15 protein-coding genes, 1 tRNA gene and 1 pseudogene are annotated in these 21,807 nt (G+C 63.8%); 10 read left to right on the plus strand and 7 right to left on the minus strand.

The genetic code is table 11. The features are described 5' to 3' along the window. Window positions 1-61 precede the first annotated feature (61 nt). The 5 genes and pseudogenes from NLN62_RS40430 to NLN62_RS40450 all read right to left on the minus strand — a co-directional run bounded on the left by NLN62_RS40430 (window position 62) and on the right by NLN62_RS40450 (window position 3,902). A complete protein-coding gene (locus NLN62_RS40430) occupies window positions 62-457 on the minus strand; it encodes a hypothetical protein (protein ID WP_027528075.1) in 396 nt (131 codons plus the stop codon). Between the two features lie 894 nt (window positions 458-1,351). After that, window positions 1,352-1,636 (minus strand): ribbon-helix-helix domain-containing protein, encoded by a 285-nt coding sequence (locus tag NLN62_RS40435; RefSeq protein WP_027528076.1) that lies wholly within the window; start codon window positions 1,634-1,636, stop codon window positions 1,352-1,354. 967 nt (window positions 1,637-2,603) lie between these two features. After that, window positions 2,604-2,780: a hypothetical protein gene (locus NLN62_RS40440; protein ID WP_371933078.1), complete on the minus strand. Its 177-nt coding sequence runs from the start codon at window positions 2,778-2,780 to the stop codon at window positions 2,604-2,606. Between the two features lie 355 nt (window positions 2,781-3,135). Beyond that, a pseudogene (locus tag NLN62_RS40445) lies at window positions 3,136-3,666 on the minus strand (SOS response-associated peptidase family protein); the annotation flags it as partial. After that, the gene (locus tag NLN62_RS40450) at window positions 3,633-3,902 is read right to left on the minus strand and encodes a hypothetical protein (protein WP_254112369.1); all 270 of its coding nucleotides are present in this window, start codon (window positions 3,900-3,902) and stop codon (window positions 3,633-3,635) included. The gene NLN62_RS40450 and the pseudogene NLN62_RS40445, both read right to left, overlap by 34 nt. A 234-nt stretch (window positions 3,903-4,136) precedes the next feature. Between NLN62_RS40450 and NLN62_RS40455 the strand changes: the two genes are divergently transcribed. The 3 genes from NLN62_RS40455 to NLN62_RS40465 all read left to right on the plus strand — a co-directional run bounded on the left by NLN62_RS40455 (window position 4,137) and on the right by NLN62_RS40465 (window position 6,307). Next, window positions 4,137-4,523, plus strand: a complete 387-nt coding sequence (locus NLN62_RS40455; RefSeq protein ID WP_371933079.1) for a hypothetical protein — start codon at window positions 4,137-4,139, stop codon at window positions 4,521-4,523. Between the two features lie 432 nt (window positions 4,524-4,955). Beyond that, window positions 4,956-5,228 (plus strand): hypothetical protein, encoded by a 273-nt coding sequence (locus NLN62_RS40460; RefSeq protein ID WP_254112370.1) that lies wholly within the window; start codon window positions 4,956-4,958, stop codon window positions 5,226-5,228. Between the two features lie 428 nt (window positions 5,229-5,656). Then, entirely contained in the window at window positions 5,657-6,307 is a 651-nt protein-coding gene (locus NLN62_RS40465) for a tyrosine-type recombinase/integrase (protein WP_254112371.1), read from the plus strand. 81 nt (window positions 6,308-6,388) lie between these two features. On the opposite strand, the gene NLN62_RS40470 is transcribed toward NLN62_RS40465, so the two are convergent. Beyond that, a tRNA-Arg gene (locus NLN62_RS40470) sits at window positions 6,389-6,465 on the minus strand. 381 nt (window positions 6,466-6,846) lie between these two features. Between NLN62_RS40470 and NLN62_RS40475 the strand changes: the two genes are divergently transcribed. From NLN62_RS40475 to ltrA, 7 genes are all read left to right on the plus strand, one after another. Then, entirely contained in the window at window positions 6,847-12,051 is a 5,205-nt protein-coding gene (locus NLN62_RS40475; RefSeq protein WP_254112372.1) for an alpha-2-macroglobulin, read from the plus strand. Window positions 12,052-12,062: 11 nt separating this feature from the next. After that, entirely contained in the window at window positions 12,063-14,270 is a 2,208-nt protein-coding gene (gene pbpC / locus NLN62_RS40480) for a penicillin-binding protein 1C (protein WP_254112373.1), read from the plus strand. A 50-nt stretch (window positions 14,271-14,320) separates the two neighbouring features. Beyond that, the gene (locus tag NLN62_RS40485) at window positions 14,321-16,063 is read left to right on the plus strand and encodes a glycosyltransferase family 39 protein (protein ID WP_254112374.1); all 1,743 of its coding nucleotides are present in this window, start codon (window positions 14,321-14,323) and stop codon (window positions 16,061-16,063) included. A 1-nt stretch (window position 16,064) separates the two neighbouring features. Continuing rightward, a complete protein-coding gene (locus NLN62_RS40490) occupies window positions 16,065-16,904 on the plus strand; it encodes a phosphatase PAP2 family protein (protein WP_254112375.1) in 840 nt (279 codons plus the stop codon). Between the two features lie 63 nt (window positions 16,905-16,967). Next, window positions 16,968-17,699, plus strand: coding sequence for a glycosyltransferase family 2 protein (locus tag NLN62_RS40495; protein ID WP_254112376.1), 732 nt, complete (start codon window positions 16,968-16,970; stop codon window positions 17,697-17,699). Further along, window positions 17,696-18,034, plus strand: a complete 339-nt coding sequence (locus NLN62_RS40500) for a lipid-A-disaccharide synthase N-terminal domain-containing protein (protein ID WP_027527070.1) — start codon at window positions 17,696-17,698, stop codon at window positions 18,032-18,034. The genes NLN62_RS40495 and NLN62_RS40500 overlap by 4 nt, the downstream gene beginning before the upstream one ends. Before the next feature lie 366 nt (window positions 18,035-18,400). Continuing rightward, the gene (gene ltrA / locus NLN62_RS40505; RefSeq protein ID WP_371933003.1) at window positions 18,401-19,900 is read left to right on the plus strand and encodes a group II intron reverse transcriptase/maturase; all 1,500 of its coding nucleotides are present in this window, start codon (window positions 18,401-18,403) and stop codon (window positions 19,898-19,900) included. A 170-nt stretch (window positions 19,901-20,070) separates the two neighbouring features. Here the strand turns inward: ltrA and NLN62_RS40510 are convergent, their stop codons facing one another. Next, the gene (locus NLN62_RS40510) at window positions 20,071-21,762 is read right to left on the minus strand and encodes a Na/Pi cotransporter family protein (protein ID WP_254112377.1); all 1,692 of its coding nucleotides are present in this window, start codon (window positions 21,760-21,762) and stop codon (window positions 20,071-20,073) included. Window positions 21,763-21,807 lie beyond the last annotated feature (45 nt).

A 21,807-nucleotide genomic window follows, 5' to 3' on the forward strand; every position in this document is an offset into this window, starting at 1 on the left:
ATGTGTGCGGTGTGATGCTTTGGCGCTTAGCGCCTTCCACCAATCAAGTGGGATTGTCCTCTTAGCTCGTGTGACGCTTCGAGCCAAATCCCTTAGTGTCGAGATCGGTCAAAAGGGGGACGAGCTGCTCATACGTTTTTGCAACGGCAGAAGTCCACCGCCTCACGTCACCCTCCGGCGGGCGAATAGCACGCTCTGGCTCCATGAAGAAGTATCGATCCTGTTCGCAAACGAGCGCGCCGACCTCGACGAGCTTGTCGAGCTTCGGTCCGATCGTTGTGCGCGGCAGGTCGAGGAACGCCGCCACGCTGCTTTTGTTCATCGGGCGTTGTTCGGCGTGGCCGATGATCACGGCGGCCATTATGAGCAACATGGTGCCGATGTCCGAGTCGGCGATGACTTCGCTGCCGTCGATTTGGATGATCTTGCGCGCCAACTGCGCCAGCGTGACGAACATGCGACACGCAGCGAGCCGTTCTTTGGCAATTGCCATGGGGCGCTGCGGTATCGGCTTTCTTCTTGTCATTGGGACGAGCACGCCGCGCAATTTTGGAGAAAATTAGTCGAGATCGAACGACGTAAGTGAATGGTTGGAGTTGCCGAGGAACTGAGCGCCCGCACCCAAAGGGTTTGAACCGCAAAGCTGCTCTCGCGACAGAGCTTATGCTAGGGGGCGGATGGTCGAGTGAGCAGTGCCATGCGTATCAAGACACTCGCGTCATATTTCCTTACCTGTATCGTGACCCTCGCTGCATTGATAGGAGCGCAGCAGGCATTTTCCCTTCAGGCAGATGTTAGCGCGAAAGTTTCCATATTTGTTGATCAGGTCGCCAATCGGGCGGTCAAGGGTGACAGGCTACCCACTGTGCGAGCATTGCCTAACGACGCACGTTGCAAGCCGCCGATTGACGTCGTGGGACGTTGTTTCGCCGACGCGAAATTGAACGAGAGGGTAGCCTGACCCGAGCAGCATTCCGACCTATTCCCAGCGAGCTCCGGGCTAACGGCGATCGGTGCCATGGCTCAATGCGACAGCTCGTATTTCCGGATCTCTTGCACCCGCGTCAGGCAATAGTCTCGATACAGATTTTCAATAAATGCCCACACGACCGAAATCCCCATTGGACAATAAACAGTAGGCTAGGCTCGGCTTGTTTCCGGAATGCTTCGCCGGTTCTGGAAAATGGTTGCTGCTTGGTGTTGGCGTCTGGGATACCAGTGAGCCGGAGAGGCTTAGCATGGGGCAATGCAGCACAGGCAAGAGGCTCGACGCCTGATCTGCGGGAGATCATTAGGAAGCTGCGCCGGAAGCTGAATTGAGGTCGGGACGGACGCGGGCTGCGGTCTCGCTTCAGAGCTCACGCCCCATCGCGCGATGGCTGGGCTGTGCCGGTACTTTCTGCTCAAGCTGGGTCGCCGCGGCCCGGTGCTTAAAGTGGTCGAGGACGAACAAACGTAACGCGGACGACAAATTGCCGTGCGGGCGGTTGCGGTCGATCTCATCGGCCAGCGCCGAGAGCGTCATATTGCGCAGAACGGAGATCTCCTTCATGCCGTTCCAGAAGTCCTCTTCCAGGCTGACGCTGGTCTTGTGACCTCCGACGACGATGGACCGTTTCACGACCGGGGATCTCATGGCTATTCCTTGCGCTCGATGGCCAGCCGGACAAGGTCCGATCCTGCAAACGAGAACGGCCCCGGCGCGCGAGGCTGGCTGGAGGCACACCGGAGCCGTCCCGCGTACCGCCGCGCGCAAAGCCACTGTACCGGGAAAAAGTGGCACAGTGAGATGCTCTCTGGGAGTACCCCCTGACGGGAGCTTCAAGGTTGCCCGTATGGCAAAGAGCTATCACCGAATTTCGAGGTGATTTCAGTCCGCCTTTGGCTGGCGGCTTTGACACGCTGGAAAAAGGAAACCTTGCACGTTGCGATGATGAAAGGCGACGTGCTGACCTCGCGACGCGCCGCTTACAGGATCTAATTGCATCAGGAGGCGCAAAGTTGGAGCGCGTGGCATGCGCCTGCAAGCCCGGCCTAGAGGAAACAAAGCTTTGTAACTACGGACGCCAGTGTGGAGTGCTGACCGTTGGCGGGCGCAACGTCAGCTAGATATTAATCAGCGAAGGACTGGCGCACCCTTACGTCTGCGGCACAACGAGCTGTCCACCGCGCAGATCGTGGTGTGGTTAGATATTGCAAATGTGATCGGGAAATAGTGGCAATTGGTTGAACCTTCGCCTAGTACAATCAGACTAATTGGTACCGGGATTTTTGCATCATCCCCACCCGGGGCTGGAACGCCGCCGTCCGCGATACATTTAAGCGGGCGGCGTTTTTGCTTCTATCCGTAAATGAGGAGCGGCCCCGGCGCTTGGGGCTGGCAGAAACGCCAGGGCCGTCCACATGCACGGCCGCCGCCGTTCGCACCGAAATCACTATGTCGGGAAAGATAGGCAGGAACGAGATGTCTTAATCTGCTTCTGCGGATTTAAGCAACACCGCATGCAGGCGAGCGAGAGCTGACACGTTTTGTTCTTTTACAACCGACAAAGCACATTCAGGTTGTGTCCGCTGAGAACCAAAGAAGATCGAACGGGGGCTTGTTATCGGTTGGCTGGTTCTGTCTTCAAAAGCCGCACATAGGTTCGACTCTCGTACAGCTCGAGCCAGCCACGCTCGACTGCTACCTTGATGCCCGCACCGAACTCCGGGCCGGTGGCTTTAAGCGAGCAGAAGAATGGGGCGTTGATCCTCTCGATGTGGATGCGACCGTCCTGCACTGGTTCGATCCTTGCAGCGAGCTCGACCAGCTTGCGCGCTGCGGCTTCTGGGTTGGCGAAGGGACGTTCGGCGGTGAGCTTTCATGCAGCGGATGCACGGCGTTGTTTCGGACATTGAGCTTCCGCCCGGGCAAGGTCCTGCCACGCCAGAGCAACACGCAACCATTTCAAACGGTCGACCGGGCAGGTAGCGGCTACGGCGCAGCGCATCGCCTCTTCGGCCTCGGTTCGCGGATCAGCGTCTTGGCTCATCCTGCCCCTATAGCCGGTATAGTTTAACGGCTGAAGAACGCTGACGGCCGGGAAACTACGGCCGGTCTCCTATCTGAGCGCTCATCGGGCGCTGGGTAGTCAGCTAAGCAGCCGGGAAGGGATCTTCCTTCTCGCCGGTGGCGACGATCTTGAGCGCGCCGTCGGGGAGGGACCGCTGCAGCGCTTTGGCTTCGTCCCACGAGGCGCGCATCCACACGTCGCGTTCCTCCGCGGTCGTCAGGATGACCGGCATTGCCTTCGGGTGGACGCGTTTCACCTCGGCGTTGGGATCGCTTGTAAGGAAGCCGAACACGTCGGCGGTTACTTCACCTTCCTTGACCTTGCGCACGCTGGTCCAGTTCGTCCAGATGCCAGCGAAGGCGAGCAGGGGGCGGGTCTCGTCCTGTGCGAACCACACCGGGACCTTCTTGCCGTCGATCGTGTCGTACTCGGAAAACGACGTAAGCGGCACCAGGCAGCGGTTGTCAGGTGCAAGCCATCGCTTCCAATGTGCGCTGTTGACGTTGCGGATATTGGTCGTGCCGCTGTCCGGCTCCATGCGCAGCAACTCCTTGAAATCGACAGTCTGGCCCTTCGGTTCTAGCTTCTGCGCGCGCTTCTTCGTGGCGTCCATGTGGCAGCGCGGCCAGATCGACGTCGCGCAGCGTCCTTCAGACGCGAGCACGAAATCGCGAACCATGGGTAGACTGGGTTTTTGATGGAAACCCCACCCGCGTAGAGGAATGGCGCGTTGATCTTCTCGATGTGAATGCGGCCGTCCTGGACGGGCTCGATGCCGGCGGCGATCTCGACCATCTTGCGCGCTGCGGCTTCAGGGTTGGCGAAGAGACGATCGGCGGTGAGCTTCATGCAGCCGCCAGGGGGTGGAAAGAGCGAATATGAGAATCTAGTGTGGGATTGGTGATTACCTCGCCGCAGAATCAGCGTGCAATCCCTTCTGGCCGCTGTGTGGAAGTGGCAGAACCAGGTCGTGCATTCGATCGTTCCAGGCCGTCCTGTCGCGCTGCCGGCGCCAAGCCTCGTAATCGGCCTCTGTGCGCGCGCTGCGCGAAGTGATGGACCGGAATCCCGTTGCAGGTGACCGTGAGCCAGCTGGGCGGATCTATGACCAGCGCGGCAACGACTGGCAAATATTCGATTGCGGTAACTGAAAAACAGGAAGAGACTTTCACGGTCGGACCCAACAAGCTCCCACGGCTATCACCGAAGGAGGAGGGAATGACCGCTCACAAAAATTACGGATGGAAGCTGCCCACTGCCGCCCAACGTGAGGCGCAAAGGGTCTTCAAGGAAACTGATGCCAAAGTAGCGATGTCCGAGTATGAACGCATCCAAGCGGCGTTTCATGCAAACCGCGAGCGGTTAAAGGCTGAACGACTTGCTCGCGAGGCCGAAGCGGCGGCCCGGAAGCACAAAAACCTGATCACGGCCCACTCTCCGAATGTGCACGGCGGTCCGCGGCACCGCTGATACGAGCATTCAAAATTATCAACCGGAAAGGGCAGGCGCTTGCGACGTGCAAGCCGGCGGAGTGGTTCACTTTTCGCCCTCAACTCGATCTCGACCGGCCGGCGGATGGCCGCAGCGTCACCAGCTTGCGCCCATCTACCTTGATCGGATCTTCGAAAGGTCGCCCCCACCCCTCGGTCGTGTCGTGTTTCGATACCCCATCGCCGACTGTGCTGGCGCGTTCCAATTGAAGTCCAGTCGGATCTTGGCACCGCGTCGCCCGCAGGCCTTGCACACAAATCGCGGCTCGAGGTCCGATAGCCTCAGATCATCCGGCCACTGACCAGCGGTCAGAGCAACGTTATGGCGGCAGCGGCAGTCCGCGCAATAGACCAGAATGCCTTGGACGCCCATAGCGCGCATGTCGCCGTTTGAGCGGCAAGAGCGGCAGGATTGTTTGGCGGCCTCAGCCAGGATGACGAGCCCGAAGCACCGGGGGGAGACCATCTGATGGGCCGTGCGCCCTCTAGCTTCCGCGAGAACGACGTGAAACGGGCGCTGCGTGCCATCGAAGCTGCCGGCCAGAAAGCCGAATCCCTCGAGATCGAAGGCGACTGTCTCAAGATCAAGTTCCAGATCCAGAATGTCAATGGTGCCGACGAGGGCACCAGCGAAAACGGAATGAACGAGACCGACGAGTGGGATGAGAAATATGGCCAGCATTGAGCTTTGGCGCGTCAACAGCTTCCGTGATCGCCACGGCAAAATGCGACATTACTTTCGGCCGCCGGGACGTAAACCGGTTCCGTTGCCGGGGTTGCCCGGTTCCGACGAATTTATGGAGGCTTGTCAGACTGCACTAGGGGAATGCAAAGCGGCGCCTCCCACGATTGGCGAAAGCCGCACTCAGGCCGGAACGCTCGACGCAGCCATCGTTGTGTACTACGCGAGTCCGGATTTCAAGATCGGTCTCGCTGCTGTGACCCAGAGCAACCGCCGCGCCATCCTGGAGCGGTGGCGCACAGAGGACGGTGAGAAGCGATTCTCAGGGATCCGGTCGCATCATCTCTCCAATATGCTCGCGCCAAAGAAGCCGAACGTGCAGAAAAACTGGCTTAAGGCGATCCGGGGGCTGATGAAGTTCGGCAAAAAAAATGAACTTGCGCTCCGACGATCCAGCGCAAGACATCGAGACCGTCAGGGCAGGAAAGAGCACGGGCCACATGACATGGCTCGAGCCTCATGTGACTCAGTATCGCGAGCACCACCCGATTGGCACGACGGCGCGACTGGCGCTTGAGCTTCTGCTCAACGTTGCGGGGCGGCGGCAGGACGCGCATGTGCTTGGCCATCAGCACATCAATCGCGATGGCAAGCTGTCATGGTGTCCGCAAAAAACCCGGCGCAGCACCGGCAAGAGGCTGACGATCTCCATCATGCCGGAGCTGCGGGCGGCGCTCGACGCGATGCCGAAGAGCGACGCGATGCCATTTCTGCTCACCGCGTACGGTCGGCCGTTCGTGTCCGCGGCGGCATTCGGCAACAAGTTCGCTGATTGGTGCAAGGAGGCCGGATTGCAGCCGGTCGTATGCGACGACGGCAGGGTTCGAAATTACCGCGCGCACGGTCTGCGCAAGGCGGCGCTGCGCGCGCTGGCGCATGCCGGATGTACCGGCTCCGAAATGATGAACGTGAGCGGTCACAGCTCGCTTCAACAGTTGCAGGAATACCTCGACGAGGTGGAGCAGGAACGACTGGCCGACGCGGCTCTCACCAAGTTAAGGGGCGCGAAGGCCAAAACCTGAACAGCGAGTTACAAACCGTGCTGACCCTGATTTACAAACCGGAGCCTAAGCGATTGAAATCGCAAGAGCTGCGTTCAAGGTTGGCGATCCCGGCAGGACTCGAACCTGCAACCCGCGGAGTAGAAATCCGCTACTCTATCCAGTTGAGCTACGGGACCGTCTGGACAGCCCCGGGGGATGGGGCCCGGCGACGTCTTAGCACGCCAAATATGAAAAATCCGCACGTCCGCCAAGTCCGGATCGAACCGTTTTCCCCGGTCGCGCGACCAAGCGAAGCGATGGACTCTTCTCGTCCCGTTCTGCCCAGCGACGCTCCAGACGTCGCACTCGCGTTCGGGACCCGGTCCACCGGCTGATTTTGTCCGGTGCTGCCACAGGCTGAGGCGGCGCCAGGGGCGGCACTTCGGAGGCCCACTCGGGCTTGCTTGCCAATGGCGCATGCGACGTTTTGCTATTCTGGTTCCATCGCCTTGAGTCTGTCACCTTTCCGCGCATTTCATCGCATACGCGGCGCTTGTCCGCGCTCCCGGGAGTCCATCATGATCGGTTTGGTTCGCGCCGTCACAATCTGCGCAACGCTGGCGCTCGGCCTGGTATCGGCGCAGGCCGCCGACAAGGCCTTCAAGCGCGATGATCTCGCTGATGCCGCGATCAAGCTGGAGGCCCAGATCAAGAGCGAGGCAGGGCCGGTCGCCAAGACCAACGCGACCCTGCGCACCGACGCGGATGCCGCCTTCCGGCGCAACGATGGCCGCAGCGGTCTTTCCATCCTCGGCCAGATCGCCGCCACCACGCCTGAGGATGCCGGCAACTGGCTGCGCCTTGCGAAGGTGATCTTCCAGATCGCGCCGAAGAGCTCGAGCGAGCAGACTTTTCTGCTCGAGCGCGCCTCGACCGCCGCTTACATAGCTTACATGCGCGCCGGCAATGCGGGCGAGGAGGCGGATGCGCTCGCGGTGCTCGGCAAGTCGCTCTCCGAGCGGCATTTGTTCCGGCCGGCGCTGGATGCGCTGCGGCTGTCGCTCGACATGCGGGAGGTTGCCGACGTCCGCGGGAGTTACGAGAAGCTGCGGGACGAGCATGGCTTCCGGCTGCTCGATTACACCGTCGATTCCGACTCGGCGAGCCCGCGCGCCTGCTTCCAGTTCTCCGAGGAATTGGCCAAGCGCACCGATTTCGCGCCGTTCCTGGCGCTCGCAGGCACCGACAAGCCGGCGCTGTCGGCCGAGGGCAAGCAGCTCTGCGTCGATGGCCTCAAGCATGGCGAACGCTACAACGTCAACTTACGCGCCGGCCTGCCGTCAACGGTGAAGGAAGGGCTGCCGAAATCGGCCGAGTTCAACATCTATGTGCGCGACCGCAAGCCCTTTGTGCGGTTCACCAGCCGCGCCTATGTGCTGCCGCGGACCGGCCAGCGCGGCATTCCCGTGGTCAGCGTCAATACGCCGGCAGTCAACATCAACGTGTTCCGGATCGGTGACCGCAACCTGATCAACACGGTCGTCGACAGCGATTTTCAGAAAACGCTGTCGCGCTACCAGCTCTCCGATCTCGGCGGCGAGCGCGGCGTAAAGGTGTGGTCCGGCGAGCTCGCGACCGCGATGACGCTGAACCAGGACGTCACCACCGCATTCCCGGTCGACCAGGCACTCGGCGATCTCCAGCCCGGCGTGTACGTGATGACCGCCGCGGCCAAGGGGCCGGGCAGCGACGACGATTCCCAGCTCGCGACGCAGTGGTTCATCGTCTCGGATCTCGGCGTCACAGCCTATTCCGGCAATGACGGCATCCACGTCTTCGTCAATTCGCTGGCCTCGACCGATCCGGTCGGCAAAGCCGAGGTGCGGCTGGTCGCCCGCAACAACGAGATTCTGGCGACCCGCAAGACCGACGATGCCGGCCATGTGCTGTTCGAGGCGGGGCTGGCGCGCGGCGAGGGCGGGCTGTCGCCGGCGCTTTTGACGGTCAACGGCGAGAAGACCGACTATGCCTTCCTCAGCCTCAAGACCAGCGCCTTCGATCTCACCGATCGCGGCGTGGCGGGACGCGCGGTGCCGGCCGGCGCCGATGCCTTCGTCTATGCCGAGCGTGGCGTCTACCGATCCAACGAGACCGTGTACCTGACTGCGCTGTTGCGCGACGGGCAGGGCAATGCCGTGACCGGCGGGCCGCTGACGCTGGTGATCGAGCGCCCCGACGGCGTCGAATTCCGCCGCGCCGTGCTGTCCGACCAGGGCGCCGGCGGCCGCACGCTCTCGGTTCCGCTCAACTCCGCGGTCCCGACCGGGACCTGGCGGGTGCGCGCCTTCACCGACCCGAAGGGCGCGTCGGTCGGCGAGACCACTTTCATGGTCGAGGATTACGTCCCGGATCGGATCGAATTCGATCTCACGTCCAAGGACAAGCTGATCAAGGCGAATGCTCCGGTCGAACTGAAGGTCGACGGCCATTTCCTCTATGGCGCGCCGGCCTCGGGCCTGCAGCTCGAAGGCGACATGCTGGTGGCGCCAGCCGACGAGCGGCCGGGCTTTGCCGGCTACCAGTTCGGCGTTGCCGACGAGGAGAGCACCAGCAACGAGCGCACGCCGCTCGAAAACCTCCCCGAGGCCGACGCCAACGGCGTCGCGACCTTCCTGGTCACGCTGGACAAGCAGCCGGCTTCGACCCGGCCGCAGGAGGCGCAGATCTTCGTCCGCATGGCGGAGACGGGCGGCCGCGCCGTCGAGCGCAAGCTCGTGCTGCCGGTCGCACCCGCGGCCGCGATGCTTGGCGTCAAGCCGCTGTTCGGCGACAGAAACGTTGCCGAGGGCGACAAGGCCGAGTTCGACGTGGTGTTCGTCTCGCCGGAGGGCAAGACGCTGCAGCGCGACGGCCTGCGCTATGAGCTCCTCAAGATGGAGTCGCGCTACCAGTGGTATCGCCAGAACAATTACTGGGAGTACGAGCCGGTCAAGTCGACCTCGCGCGACGCTGACGGCGATCTCACCATTACCGCCGACAAGCCGTCGCGCATTTCGCTGAACCCACGGCCGGGACGCTACCGGCTGGACGTGAAGTCGAACGACGCGGACGGTCCGGTGACGTCGGTGCAGTTCGATGTCGGCTGGTATTCGGACGGCAGCGCCGACACACCCGACCTTCTGGAGACCTCGATCGACAAGCCGCAATACGCCTCCGGCGACACCATGACGGTGTCGGTGAACGTGCGTAGCGCCGGCAAGCTCACCATCAACGTGCTGGGCGATCGCCTGCTGACGACGCAGACCGTCGACGTCAAGGAAGGTACAGCGCAGGTCAAGATCCCCGTCGGCAACGACTGGGGCACCGGCGCCTACGTGGTGGCGACTTTGCGCCGGCCGCTCGATGCGGCGGCCCAGCGCATGCCTGGCCGGGCAATCGGGCTGAAGTGGTTCGGCATCGACAAGCAGACGCGCACGCTCGCCGTGAAGCTGACGCCGCCGGCGCTGATCCGGCCGAATTCGATGCTGAAGATCCCGGTGAAGCTCGACGGGCTCAACCCGGGCGAGGATGCCAAGATCGTCATCGCGGCGGTCGATGTCGGCATTCTCAACCTCACCAACTACAGGCCGCCGGCTCCGGACGACTACTATCTTGGCCAGCGCCGCCTGACCGCCGAGATCCGCGATCTCTACGGCCAGCTCATCGACGGCATGTCGGGCACGCGCGGCCAGATCAAGTCCGGCGGCGACGCGGGCGGAGCCGAGCTGCAGGGCTCGCCGCCCATACAAAAGCCGCTTGCGCTCTATTCGGGCATTGTCACGGTTGCCGCTGATGGCACCGCGGAAGTGAGCTTCGACATCCCGGAGTTCGCCGGCACCGCGCGCGTCATGGCGGTGGCGTGGACCGCGACAAAGCTTGGCCGTGCCAATACCGACGTCGTGATCCGCGATCCCGTGGTGCTGACGGCGACCCTGCCGCGCTTCCTGCTCAATGGCGACCACGGCACGGTCAATCTCGAGATCGACAATGTCGAGGGCCAGGCCGGCGACTACACGATCAACGTGAAAACGGGCGGCCCGGTGAAGATGACCGGCAATCCCGCAACCACGATCAAGCTCGCCGCCAAGCAGCGCAACTCGTTCTCGCTCGCGCTCGATGCGACCGCGGCGGGGCAGGCGACGCTCGACGTCGACATCAAGGGGCCGAACGGACTGGCGCTCGCGCGGCACTACGCGCTCGACGTCAAGGCGGCGACGCAGGTACTGGCGCGCCGCTCGATCCGCACCCTGGCGAAGGGCGAGAGCCTGACGCTGACCTCGGACATGTTCTCGGACCTCGTGCCGGGCACGGGCAGCGTCTCGGTCTCGGCGAGCCTGTCGACCGCGCTCGACGCCGCGACGATCCTCAAGGCGCTCGATCGTTATCCCTATGGCTGTTCGGAGCAGATCACGAGCCGCGCCATGCCGCTGCTCTACGTCAACGAGCTCGCGGCCGGCGCCCATCTTGCGATGGACACCGAGGTCGATCAGCGCATCCGCGACGCGATCGAGCGGTTGCTGGCCCGCCAGGGCTCGAACGGCTCGTTCGGGCTGTGGTCGGCCGGTGGCGACGACGCCTGGTTGGATGCCTACGTGACGGACTTCCTCAGCCGCGCCCGTGAAAAAGGCTTTGTGGTGCCGGACGTGCTGTTCAAGAACGCGCTCGACCGCATCCGCAACTCCGTCGTCAACGCCAACGAGCCTGAGAAGGACGGCGGCCGCGATCTCGCCTACGGCCTCTATGTGCTCGCGCGCAACGGCGCAGCTCCCATCGGCGATCTCCGCTATCTCGCCGATACCAAGCTGAACAACCTGGCGACGCCGATCGCCAAATCACAGCTTGCGGCGGCGCTCGCGCTGGTCGGCGACCGCAACCGCGCGGAGCGGGTCTATGGTGCCGCGCTCGACTCGCTCGCGCCAAAGCCGGTGCTGGAGTTCGGCCGCAGCGATTACGGCTCGCAGCTTCGCGATGCCGCAGCATTCGTCTCGCTCGCCAGCGAGGGCAACGCGCCGAAGGCGACGCTGACGCAGGCCGTGTCCCGTGTCGAGACCGCGCGCGGACTGACGCCCTACACCTCGACGCAGGAGAATGCGTGGCTGGTGCTGGCGGCGCGGGCACTGGCGAAGGAAAACCTGTCGCTCGATGTCGACGGCCAGCCGGTCAAGACCGCGCTGTACCGCAGCTACAAGGCGGCGACGCTGGAAGGCAAGCCGCTGAAGATCACCAACACGGGTGATGCTCCGATACAGGCCGTGGTCTCGGTATCAGGCTCGCCTGTCACGCCGGAACCTGCGGCTTCAAGCGGCTTCAAGATCGAGCGCAGCTATTTCACGCTCGACGGCAAGCCTGCCGACATCAGCAAGGTCAAACAGAACGATCGCTTCGCTGTGGTGTTGAAGATCACCGAGGCCAAGCCCGAGTACGGGCACATCATGGTGTCCGACTATCTGCCGGCGGGTCTCGAGATCGACAATCCGAAGCTGGTGTCGTCGGGCGACAGCGGCACGCTGGACTGGATCGAGGATGGTGTGGAGCCGGAGGATACCGAGTTCCGCGACGACCGCTTCACCGCTGCGGTCGACCGGGCCTCGGACGCCAAGTCGGTCTTTACCGTCGCCTATATCGTGCGCGCGGTCTCGCCCGGCAAATACGTGCTGCCGCAGGCCTATGTCGAGGACATGTACAATCCCTCGCGATATGGCCGCACGGGGACTGGGTCGGTTGAGGTGCGCGCGGCGAAGTGAGTGTGGATGAGATGAGCGAGGTGGACGTTTCTTGTCATTCCGGGGCGGCTCCAAGAGCCGAAACCGGAATCTCGAGATTCCCCGAAGCGCAATTGCGCTCGGAGGTCTGGTCCTTCGGACCATCCCGGAATGACGGCAGGGAGGGCGGGCGCGGAATCACGCATGTCCTCTCTGCCCTCGCGCTGACGCTCATCCTCACCATCTGCGCCTTCGTCGCCTGGGCCATCTCCCTCGGCCCGCTGCCGCTCGACGAGGCGCGCCAGGTCTCCACCACCATCGTCGATCGCAACGGAAAACTCCTGCGCGCCTATGCGATGGCCGACGGGCGCTGGCGGTTGCCGGTCGAGACCAAGGCGAACGTCGATCCGACTTATGTGAAGCTGCTGCTCGCCTATGAGGACCAGCGCTTCTACGCGCATGACGGCGTCGATCCGCTCGCGCTCGCGCGCGCTGCGATCCAGCTTGGGACGCGCGGCCACATCGTTTCGGGCGGCTCGACCATCACGATGCAGCTGGCGCGGCTGATGGAGCCGCGGCGGCAGCGCTCGCTCCATGCGAAGCTGCGGCAGATCGTGCGCGCCATCGAACTCGAGCGTAGCCTGAGCAAGGACCAGATCCTCGATCTCTATCTCGCGCTGGCGCCCTATGGCGGCAATCTCGAGGGCATCCGTGCAGCGTCCATCGCCTATCTCGGCAAGGAGCCGAAGCGGCTGTCGCTCGCTGAAGCCGCGCTTCTGGTCGCATTGCCGCAATCACCGGAAACACGCCGGCTCGATCGCTATCCCGAGGCTGCGCGCAAGGCGCGCGACCGCGTGCTCGACCGCATGGTCGAGGAGCATCAGATCAGCGCTGATGACGCGAAACAGGCGAAGGCTGTGCCCGTGCCGAAGCTGCGCAAGCCGATGCCGATCCTGGCGCCGCATGCGTCCGATACCGCGCTTTCAACCGTCAAGGATACGCCGGTCATCAAGCTGACGCTGGATGCCAATCTCCAGAAGGTGCTGGAGCCGCTCGCGCGCGACCGCGCCATTGCGCTGGGTGCAAACATCTCGGTCGGCATCATCGTCGTCGACAATGAGAGCGGCGACGTGCTGGCGCGCGTCGGCTCCGCCGATTATTTCGACGAGAGCCGGGCAGGGCAGGTCGACATGACCCGCGCCCTGCGCTCGCCGGGCTCGACCCTGAAGCCGTTCATCTATGGCCTCGCTTTCGAGGACGGCTTCGTCCACCCCGACAGCCTGATCGACGATCGCCCGGTCCGCTTCGGCTCCTACGCGCCGGAAAATTTCGACATGACGTTCCAGGGCACGGTGCCGGTCAAGAAGGCGCTGCAGATGTCGCTGAACGTGCCGGCGATCGTGCTGCTCGACCGTGTCGGTTCCAGCCGCCTGGCCTCGCGGCTGCGGCAGGCCGGCGGCAATCTGGTGCTCCCTAAGGACGAGGCGCCGGGTCTTGCCATGGGCCTCGGCGGTGTCGGCGTCACGCTTCAGGATCTCGCGCAGCTCTATGCCGGCCTCGCCCGGCTCGGAACCACGCGCCCGCTGCGCGAGGTCATGACCGACAGGGACGCGCGCGAGCCGCTGCGGCTGCTCGACCAGGTCGCGGCCTGGCAGGTCGGCAACGTGCTCCTCGGTACGCCGCCGCCCGAAAACGCCGCCCACAACCGCATCGCCTTCAAGACCGGGACCTCCTACGGCTATCGCGATGCCTGGTCGGTCGGCTTCGACGGCCGCATGACCATCGCCGTCTGGGTCGGCCGTCCCGACGGCGCCCCGGTTCCCGGCCTGATCGGCCGCGTGGCAGCGGCGCCCATCCTGTTCGATGCCTTCGCCCGGAGCGGAAAGTTGCCGGTTCCGTTGCCCAAGCCACCGAAGGGAACCCTGGTCGCCAGTAACGCCAAGCTGCCGTTACCCCTGAGGCGGTTCCGCCCCGTCGGGGAACTCGTCCGCCCTGGCGGCGAGCAGGCGCCCCACATCCAGTTTCCCTTGAACGGTTCCCGGATCGACGTCGACCGCTCGGCGGGCAGCGAGGCTGCCACTATGCCTGTGAAGGTCGCCGGCGGCGTTCTGCCCATGACCATACTGGTCAACGGCACCGCGCTCGGCGAGATCGACGGACGGCGCCAGCGGCTGATCGATCCGCCCGGGCCGGGCTTTGCGCGGCTGACCGTGATCGACGCCACGGGCGCCGCCGACACAGTTGTCATTCGAATTCAATGATCCCGGCTTAAGCGGTTGTAGGGGTGGCGGTTTCAGCGTATGCGGAACCAATGGTCGAGACCTATGCCCGCCCCCGTTTCGGAGAGCCGCGCGAGCCGAAAACCCCCGTAAATCCGGGCAACCGGTTCGTGCGCGTGATCGATGCCGTCACCGGCAGCCACGCCCGCGCAATCGGCTTCCTGCTGCTCTGCGCGCTGCTTCTGCTCTTGCCCGGCTTCTTCACGATTCCGCCCGTCGATCGCGACGAGGCGCGCTTTGCGCAGGCGACCAAACAGATGGTCGAGACCGGCGACTATGTCGACATCCGCTTCCAGGACGACGTCCGCTACAAGAAGCCGGTCGGCATCTACTGGCTGCAAGCGGCCGCCGTTCACACCGCGTCCGCGCTCGGTCTGCCGCGCGCCCAGTTGCGAATCTGGGTCTACCGGGTGCCGTCACTCATCGGCGCGATCGGTGCGGTGCTTATGACCTATTGGACCGCGCTCGGCTTCGTCACGCGCCGCGCCGCCGTGCTCGCGGCGCTGGTGATGTGCGCGTCCGTGCTGCTCGGCGTCGAGGCGCGGCTTGCCAAGACCGACGCCGTGCTCCTCTTCACCGTGGTTGCGGCGATGGGCGCGATGGGGCGGGTTTATCTCGCCTGGCAGCGCGGCGAGGACGAGGCGCATCCGCCATGGAGCTATCCCGCGATCTTCTGGACCGCGATCGCCGTCGGCATCCTGATCAAGGGGCCGCTGATCCTGATGTTCGCCGCGCTCACCATCATCGTGCTGGCGATCCAGGACCGCGACGCATCCTGGCTGTGGCGGCTGCGCCCGCTCTGGGGCCTGATGTGGGTGCTGGTGCTGGTGCTGCCCTGGTTCATCGCGATCTTCTGGCGTGCGGGCGATGCGTTCTTCGCCGATTCCGTCGGCGGCGACATGTTGAGCAAGCTGGGCGCCCAGGAATCCCATGGCGCGCCGCCCGGACTCTATCTGGTCCTGTTCTGGATCACCTTCTGGCCGGGCGCGCCGCTTGCGGCGATGGCGGCGCCGGCGGTGTGGCGGGCCCGGCGCGAGCCCGGCGCGCAATATCTGCTGGCGTGGCTGATCCCATCCTGGATCGTGTTCGAGGCGGTGCTGACCAAGCTGCCGCACTACGTGCTGCCGCTCTATCCGGCGATCGCGATCCTCACGGCCGGCGCCCTGGAGCGGCGCGTGCTGTCGCGCTCCTGGCTGATGCGCGGCTCGGCCTGGTGGTTCGCAATCCCTGCGCTCGGCTCGATCGCGGCGGTCGTCGGCGCCGTCATGCTGACGCGCCAGCCGGCTTTCGCCGCCTGGCCGTTCATCGCGGCGTCGTTGATCTTCGGCCTGTTCGCCTGGTGGCTCTACGACAATAACCGCGCCGAACGCTCGCTGCTCAACGCGCTGGTTGCGGCGCTGATGCTGGCGGTCGTGGTCTGGGGCCTGGTCCTGCCGTCGCTGACGCCGCTGTTTCCGAGCGTCGAGATCGCGCGCGAATTGCGCAACGTGCGCTGCGTCGGCCCGAAGGCGGCCTCCGCCGGCTATCACGAGCCGAGCCTGGTCTTCCTGACGGGGACGTCGACGCTGCTGACCGACGGCTCGGGTGCCGCCGATTTCCTCAAGCAGGGAAGCTGCCGCTTTGCGTTCATCGAGCAGCGTTCCGAGCGCAGCTTCGTCCAGCGTGCCGAGGCGATCGGGCTGCGCTACCGCGTCGGCTCGCGCATCGACGGCTACAACTTCTCGCAAGGGCGCGCGATCTCGATCGCGATCTTCCGCTCGGAGGGCTCGGAATAGGATGCCCGGTGAAATCGCACATCGATCGAGCTACGGCGCGCAATTGCTGACGGTCTCAGGCCACGCGCTGACGCAGCTCGTCCGCGCTCCCTCGCATTCGCGGCGCGCGGAGGCGGCGCGCCGGCTGGCGCGGCATTCGCTCTGGCTGAGTGTTGCGGGCGCGGCCCTGATCATCGCGCTGATGGTCGCGTTCGATATGAGCGAGATCCAGATGATGCCCGCGCGCGGCACGCCGGGCCTGTGGCCGATCAAGATCCTCACCAATTTCGGCAAGGACGAGTATGTGCTGACGACGCTCGCCGCTGCGCTGGTGGTCGTGGCGCTGGTCGCAGCCGCCCGGCACGGCACCTCGCGCGCGCTGCTGCTCGGCTTCGGCACGCGGTTGCAATTCATCTTCTTTTCCGTGCTGTTCTCAGTGCTGGTCGGCGAGGTCCTGAAATACGTCATTGGCCGCGGCCGGCCCTTCGTCGGCGGCAAGGCCAACGCCTTCAACTTCATTCCCTTCAGTGGAACGGAAGCCCATGCGAGCCTTCCTTCCGGCCATGCAGTGACGGCGTTCGCGCTGGCCTTTGCGGTGAGCGCGCTGTGGCCCAGGCTGCGCGTGTTCATGTTCACCTATGCCGTCGTGATCCTGCTGACGCGGCTGGTGCTGCTCGCCCATCATCCGAGTGACGTCGTTGCCGGCGCCCTGGTCGGCATCGTCGGCACCATGGCGGTGCGCTACTGGTTTGCGGCGCGCCGGCTCGGCTTCGCCATCGGCAGCGACGGGGTGATCGTGGCGCTTCCGGGGCCGGTGTTCGGCCGCCTCAAAAGGGTTGCCCGCGGGGCATCCGCCCCATAAAAGCGGCTGCCTGCCGACCGGACCGGTTCCCGCCGCGGGCCAATTCCAACCACGAGCATCGATTTGTCGTTCCAGCCCTCGGTTTCCATCGTCGTCCCCGTGCGCAATGAGGCGGACAATATCGCGCCTCTGATCGAGGAGATCGGCGCTGCGCTCGATGGCCGCTGGGCCTATGAGATCGTCTACGTCAATGACGGCTCGACGGATGCGACCGGCGAGCGGCTGTCGGCCATCATGAAGCAGCGGGGCAATCTGCGTCAGCTCCGTCATGCGAAGTCAACCGGGCAGTCTGCGGCCGTGCGCAGCGGCGTGCGGGCGGCGCGCGGCGCGATCGTGGCGACACTCGACGGCGACGGCCAGAACAATCCGGCCTTCCTGCCAGACCTGATCGCCGCGGTCGAAAAAAGCGAGCGCATCGGCCTCGTCGCCGGCCAGCGGGTCGGGCGCAAGGACACCGGCTTCAAGAAGTTGCAGTCGCGCATCGCCAACGGCGTGCGCAGCACGATCCTGAAGGACGGCACGCGCGACACCGGGTGCGGTCTGAAGGCGTTCCGCCGCGAGGTGTTTCTGATGCTGCCCTATTTCGACGGGCTGCATCGCTTCCTGCCGGCGCTGGTGCGCCGGGAGGGCTTCGAGATCGCCTATGTCGACGTGACCGACCGGCCGCGCCGTGCCGGCGTGTCAAACTACGGTTTCTTCGACCGGCTATGGATCGGGATCATGGATCTCGCCGGCGTGTGGTGGCTGATCCGCCGTAAGAAGCCGACACCAGATGTCACTGAGGTGAAGGCATGATCATCCAATACGGCCAGGCGCTGAGCAACTATCTCTACGACGTCTTCGTCGCCAAGTTCGACTTCTGGCTCGCCTTCGGCCTGGTCGCACAGCTGTTCTTCACGGCGCGTTTTCTCGTGCAATGGATCGCGAGCGAGCGTGCCGGAAACAGCGTGGTGCCGATGGCCTTCTGGTTCTGCTCCATGGGCGGCGGGCTGATGACGCTGGTCTATGGCGTCGTGAAGCGCGAGCCGGTCATTATCCTCGGACAGGCGCTCGCGACGATCATCTACATCCGCAACATCATGCTGATCGTCAAAAACCGCGGCCGCGCCTCGAAGACGCTGGATCGCTGACCCTGTTCGGAGTGCGCCAGGAAAGCTGGCAAAGAATAGGAGGTGAAAGTCCCCCATGGGGTAAGGACTAGCCATCCACCCCGACCCCGAGTGATGCGCGGCGTCCCGCAAGGGCCGACGTGAAGCGTTCACAGGGGAGACCACGGGCCAAGCATTGAGCTGCGAAACGGGTCTAATTTCGAGGTGCCGATCTCGTTCCGTTGAAGAGAAGGCTGCATCGTCCCATGGCGAATGGCTTGCATGGGAAGAACCTCGCGCAGTCGGAGACCTTGTGCACGTGGAGAAGTTCTTTGCACGGAACCTGGGAAGTCTCATCCGTGTCCGGACAGGCAAGCCGGGCCGGTTCATGAAGGCAACAGCCGAACGATGAACATGCACGCGGATGAGAATTCGGACGGGGTTATAGTACCCGAGAAGCGACCGAACAAAGAGGGCTTGCCCTCCGCGGAGGCCGTGGAGGGAAGGACCCCGCCCAAGGGAAACGGCGGCGAGACGGCCGCGGCCCGGACACTGCGCCGGGACACCGCGTCGAACGGACTCATCGCCGTGCGCCAAGCGGCGCGACAGAGCAAGAGTGTACGGTTCACTGCGCTGCTGCATCACATCACCGTCGATCTCCTGGAGCAGAGTTACTGCTCACTTGAGCGAGACTCGGCGCCAGGTATCGACGGCGTGACGTGGCAGGCCTACGGAGAAGGCCTCGAAGAGAAACTGACGGACCTGCACGATTGCATACACAAAGGCAGCTACCGCGCCCGCCCGGCCCGACGGACCTACATCCCGAAGGCGGATGGATCTCAGCGGCCACTCGCCATCTTGTGTGTAGAGGACAAAATCGTCCAACAAGCGGTCGCGACAGTCCTAGAAGCCATCTACGAGGAAGACTTCGTCGGCTTTTCCTACGGATTCCGACCGGGACGCGGGCAGCACGATGCGCTGGACGCCCTGCACGTCGGTATCCTCAGGAAACGAGTGAACTGGGTGCTAGACGCGGATATCCGGGGCTTTTTCGATGCCATGTCCCACTCATGGACACTCCGCTTTCTCGAGCACCGTATCGCGGACAAGCGCATCCTGCGCCTGATTGCGAAGTGGCTCAAGGTCGGCATCATTGAAGATGGACGCGTGACGCGCAGTCAGTGCGGCGCTCCGCAAGGGGCGGTGATCTCACCAACGCTTGCGAACGTCTACCTGCACTACGTGTACGATCTGTGGGTCCACAGATGGCGCCAGACCAAAGCGACCGGCGACATGATCGTCGTGCGTTTTGCCGATGATACGATCGTCGGTTTTGAGCATGAGCACGAGGCAAAGGCCTTTCTGCAGGACTTGCACGAAAGAATGCGCTCGTTCGAATTGGCATTGCACCCGGATAAGACCCGACTGATCCGCTTCGGTCGCCGCGCGGCCAAGCAACGTGAAAGACGTGGGGAAGGGAAGCCCGAAACATTCGATTTTTTGGGCTTTACCCACTTCTGCACGCGATCATACAAGTGGGGCTCATTCGTCATCGGGCGCAAGACGATCAAGAAGCGCATGCGAGCCAAGCTCAAGGCGATCAAGATGGAGTTGCGCAAACGTATGCACGACCCCGTCGCGAAAACCGGAGCTTGGGTGAAGCAGATGCTGCAAGGGCATCTGAACTACTATGCGGTCTCGGGTAACCACCCGAGCATGTGGTGGTTCTGCAATCAGGTGCGAAGGCTCTGGCTTACGACGCTTCGGCGTCGGAGTCAGAAGGCTGATCTGTCCTGGGAGCGCTTCATCCGCCTCGTCGATCGCTTCTTTCCGCCAATCAAGACACTACACCCGCTGCCCTGTCACCGCTTCGACGCCAAAACCCGAGGGAGGAGCCCGGTGCGTTAGCAGCGCTCGCCGGGATCTGGGTGGGGGGCGAGGAGCAATCCTCGTCCCTACCACGACCCGAGGCTTTTGGGCCCGTTCGACGACAATGTCGAAAACAACCCCATGCAAAGTAGACCGGCGATCGCCGGTCTAAGCGCCAAGCATCTGGTAGATAAGGCGTATCGGACAAACTAGCGCGGCAGAGCGGACGCCGCGCCAGAGGCGGGCAGGGTGGCCGCCTCGGCCTCGTTTCTGCGGTAGGGCTCGCCGGCTGCATCGAGCACGGGATAGGCCACCGAGCAGATATGCGAGTGGATGCGGCGCAGGTCGCGCAGCACGTCCAGATGCAGCGAGGTGGTCTCGATGGTCTCGGGCCGCCCCTCGCGCAGGCGATCGAGATGCCGCTCGACGGCGGCAAGCTCGGTGTTGCGCAGCGCGGACTTTTCCACCAGCAGCTTGCGCGCCTCGTTGGCATCGCCCGACATGAACACACCGAAGGCGATACGCAGCGAGTCCATCGTCCGCTTGTGGAAGGCAGCCAGCTCCTCGGCGCCCTCGGCCGAGAACTGGAAGCGTCGCTTGATCTTCTTGGTGGCGAGCTCGCTCAAATTCTTGTCGATGATGTCGCCGATATGCTCGAGATTGATGGCGAAGGAGATGATCTCCATCGCACGCCGGCCCTCGCCCTCGTCCAGGCTGCCGCGCGTCAACTTTGTCACGTAGAGCTTGATGGACTCATCGAGGCTGTCGACGATGTTGTCCGTCTTCGAGACCTGCTCGACCAGCGCGCGGTCGCCCGTCATCATCGCCGCCATCACCTTGCGCAGCATGACCTCGACGAGATCGCCCATGCGCAGCGTTTCGCGGGCGGCATCCGCCAGCGCGAGAGAGGGGGTCTCGAGCGCCGTCTCGTCGAGATAACGCGGGCGGGCAGGGTCCTCCTCCCGTACGCGATCGGGAAACAGCCAGGTCAGCAGCCGCGACAGGGCATCGAGCAGCCCGATGAAGATCGCCGCCGTTGCAAGATTGAAGGCGATATGGAAGCCGGCCGTCATCTTTGCGAGATCCGGCTGCCAGAGGTGCAGTTGGTCGGCGATTCCTTGAAGGAACGGCAGCACCAGCGCGATCCCGGCCACGCGATTGATCAGATTGCCGACCGGCAGGCGATAGCTGGCCGGATCGTCACGCCGCGCGCCTTCGAACACGGGATTGATTGCGCTGCCGAGATTGGCGCCGAGGACGAGCGCCAGCGCAGCATGGGGCGAGATGAACTGGGAATAGGCCAGCGACATGATCAATAGCACGCTGGCGACGCTCGAATGCACCGCCCAGGTGATGACGGCGGCGATGACGATGCAGAGCACGGGATCTCCGGTGATGGCCGACATCACGACGCGGACGCCAGGGGCGTTCTCGGCCGGCGCCAGTGTATCCAGCAGGATATGCAGCGACAGCAGCATCAGGCCGAGACCGATCGAGACGCGGCCGATGTCCTTGATCCGCGAGCGGGGCCCTGAGCGGAAGGCGACGAGCCCGAGCACGAATAGGACGGGAGCAACGGCCGCGATGTTGAAGGACAGCACCTGCACGATCAGCGTGGTGCCGACATTTGCACCGAGCATGATGGCAAGCGCGGCGACCAGGCTGACAAGGCCTTCGGCCGCGAACGAACTGGTGATGAGGGCCGTCGCCGTGCTGCTCTGGAGCAGCGCAGTCAGCCCGAGCCCGGCCGCAAAGGCGCTGAAGCGGTTGCTCAGCGCTCGGCCGAGCAGCCGCCGCAGGTCGGGACCGAAAGCGCGCAAAATGCCGCTGTGGACCATATGCAGGCCCCACAGTAACAGCGCCACGCCGCCCATCAGGTCGAGCAGAACCATGCTTCCCATGCTCCGCGTCCCTCGGAATTGAGTCGAAGAGTCAGGCTATTCCCA

The sequence above is a fragment of the Bradyrhizobium sp. CCGUVB23 genome, assembly GCF_024199885.1.
Classification (GTDB): domain Bacteria; phylum Pseudomonadota; class Alphaproteobacteria; order Rhizobiales; family Xanthobacteraceae; genus Bradyrhizobium.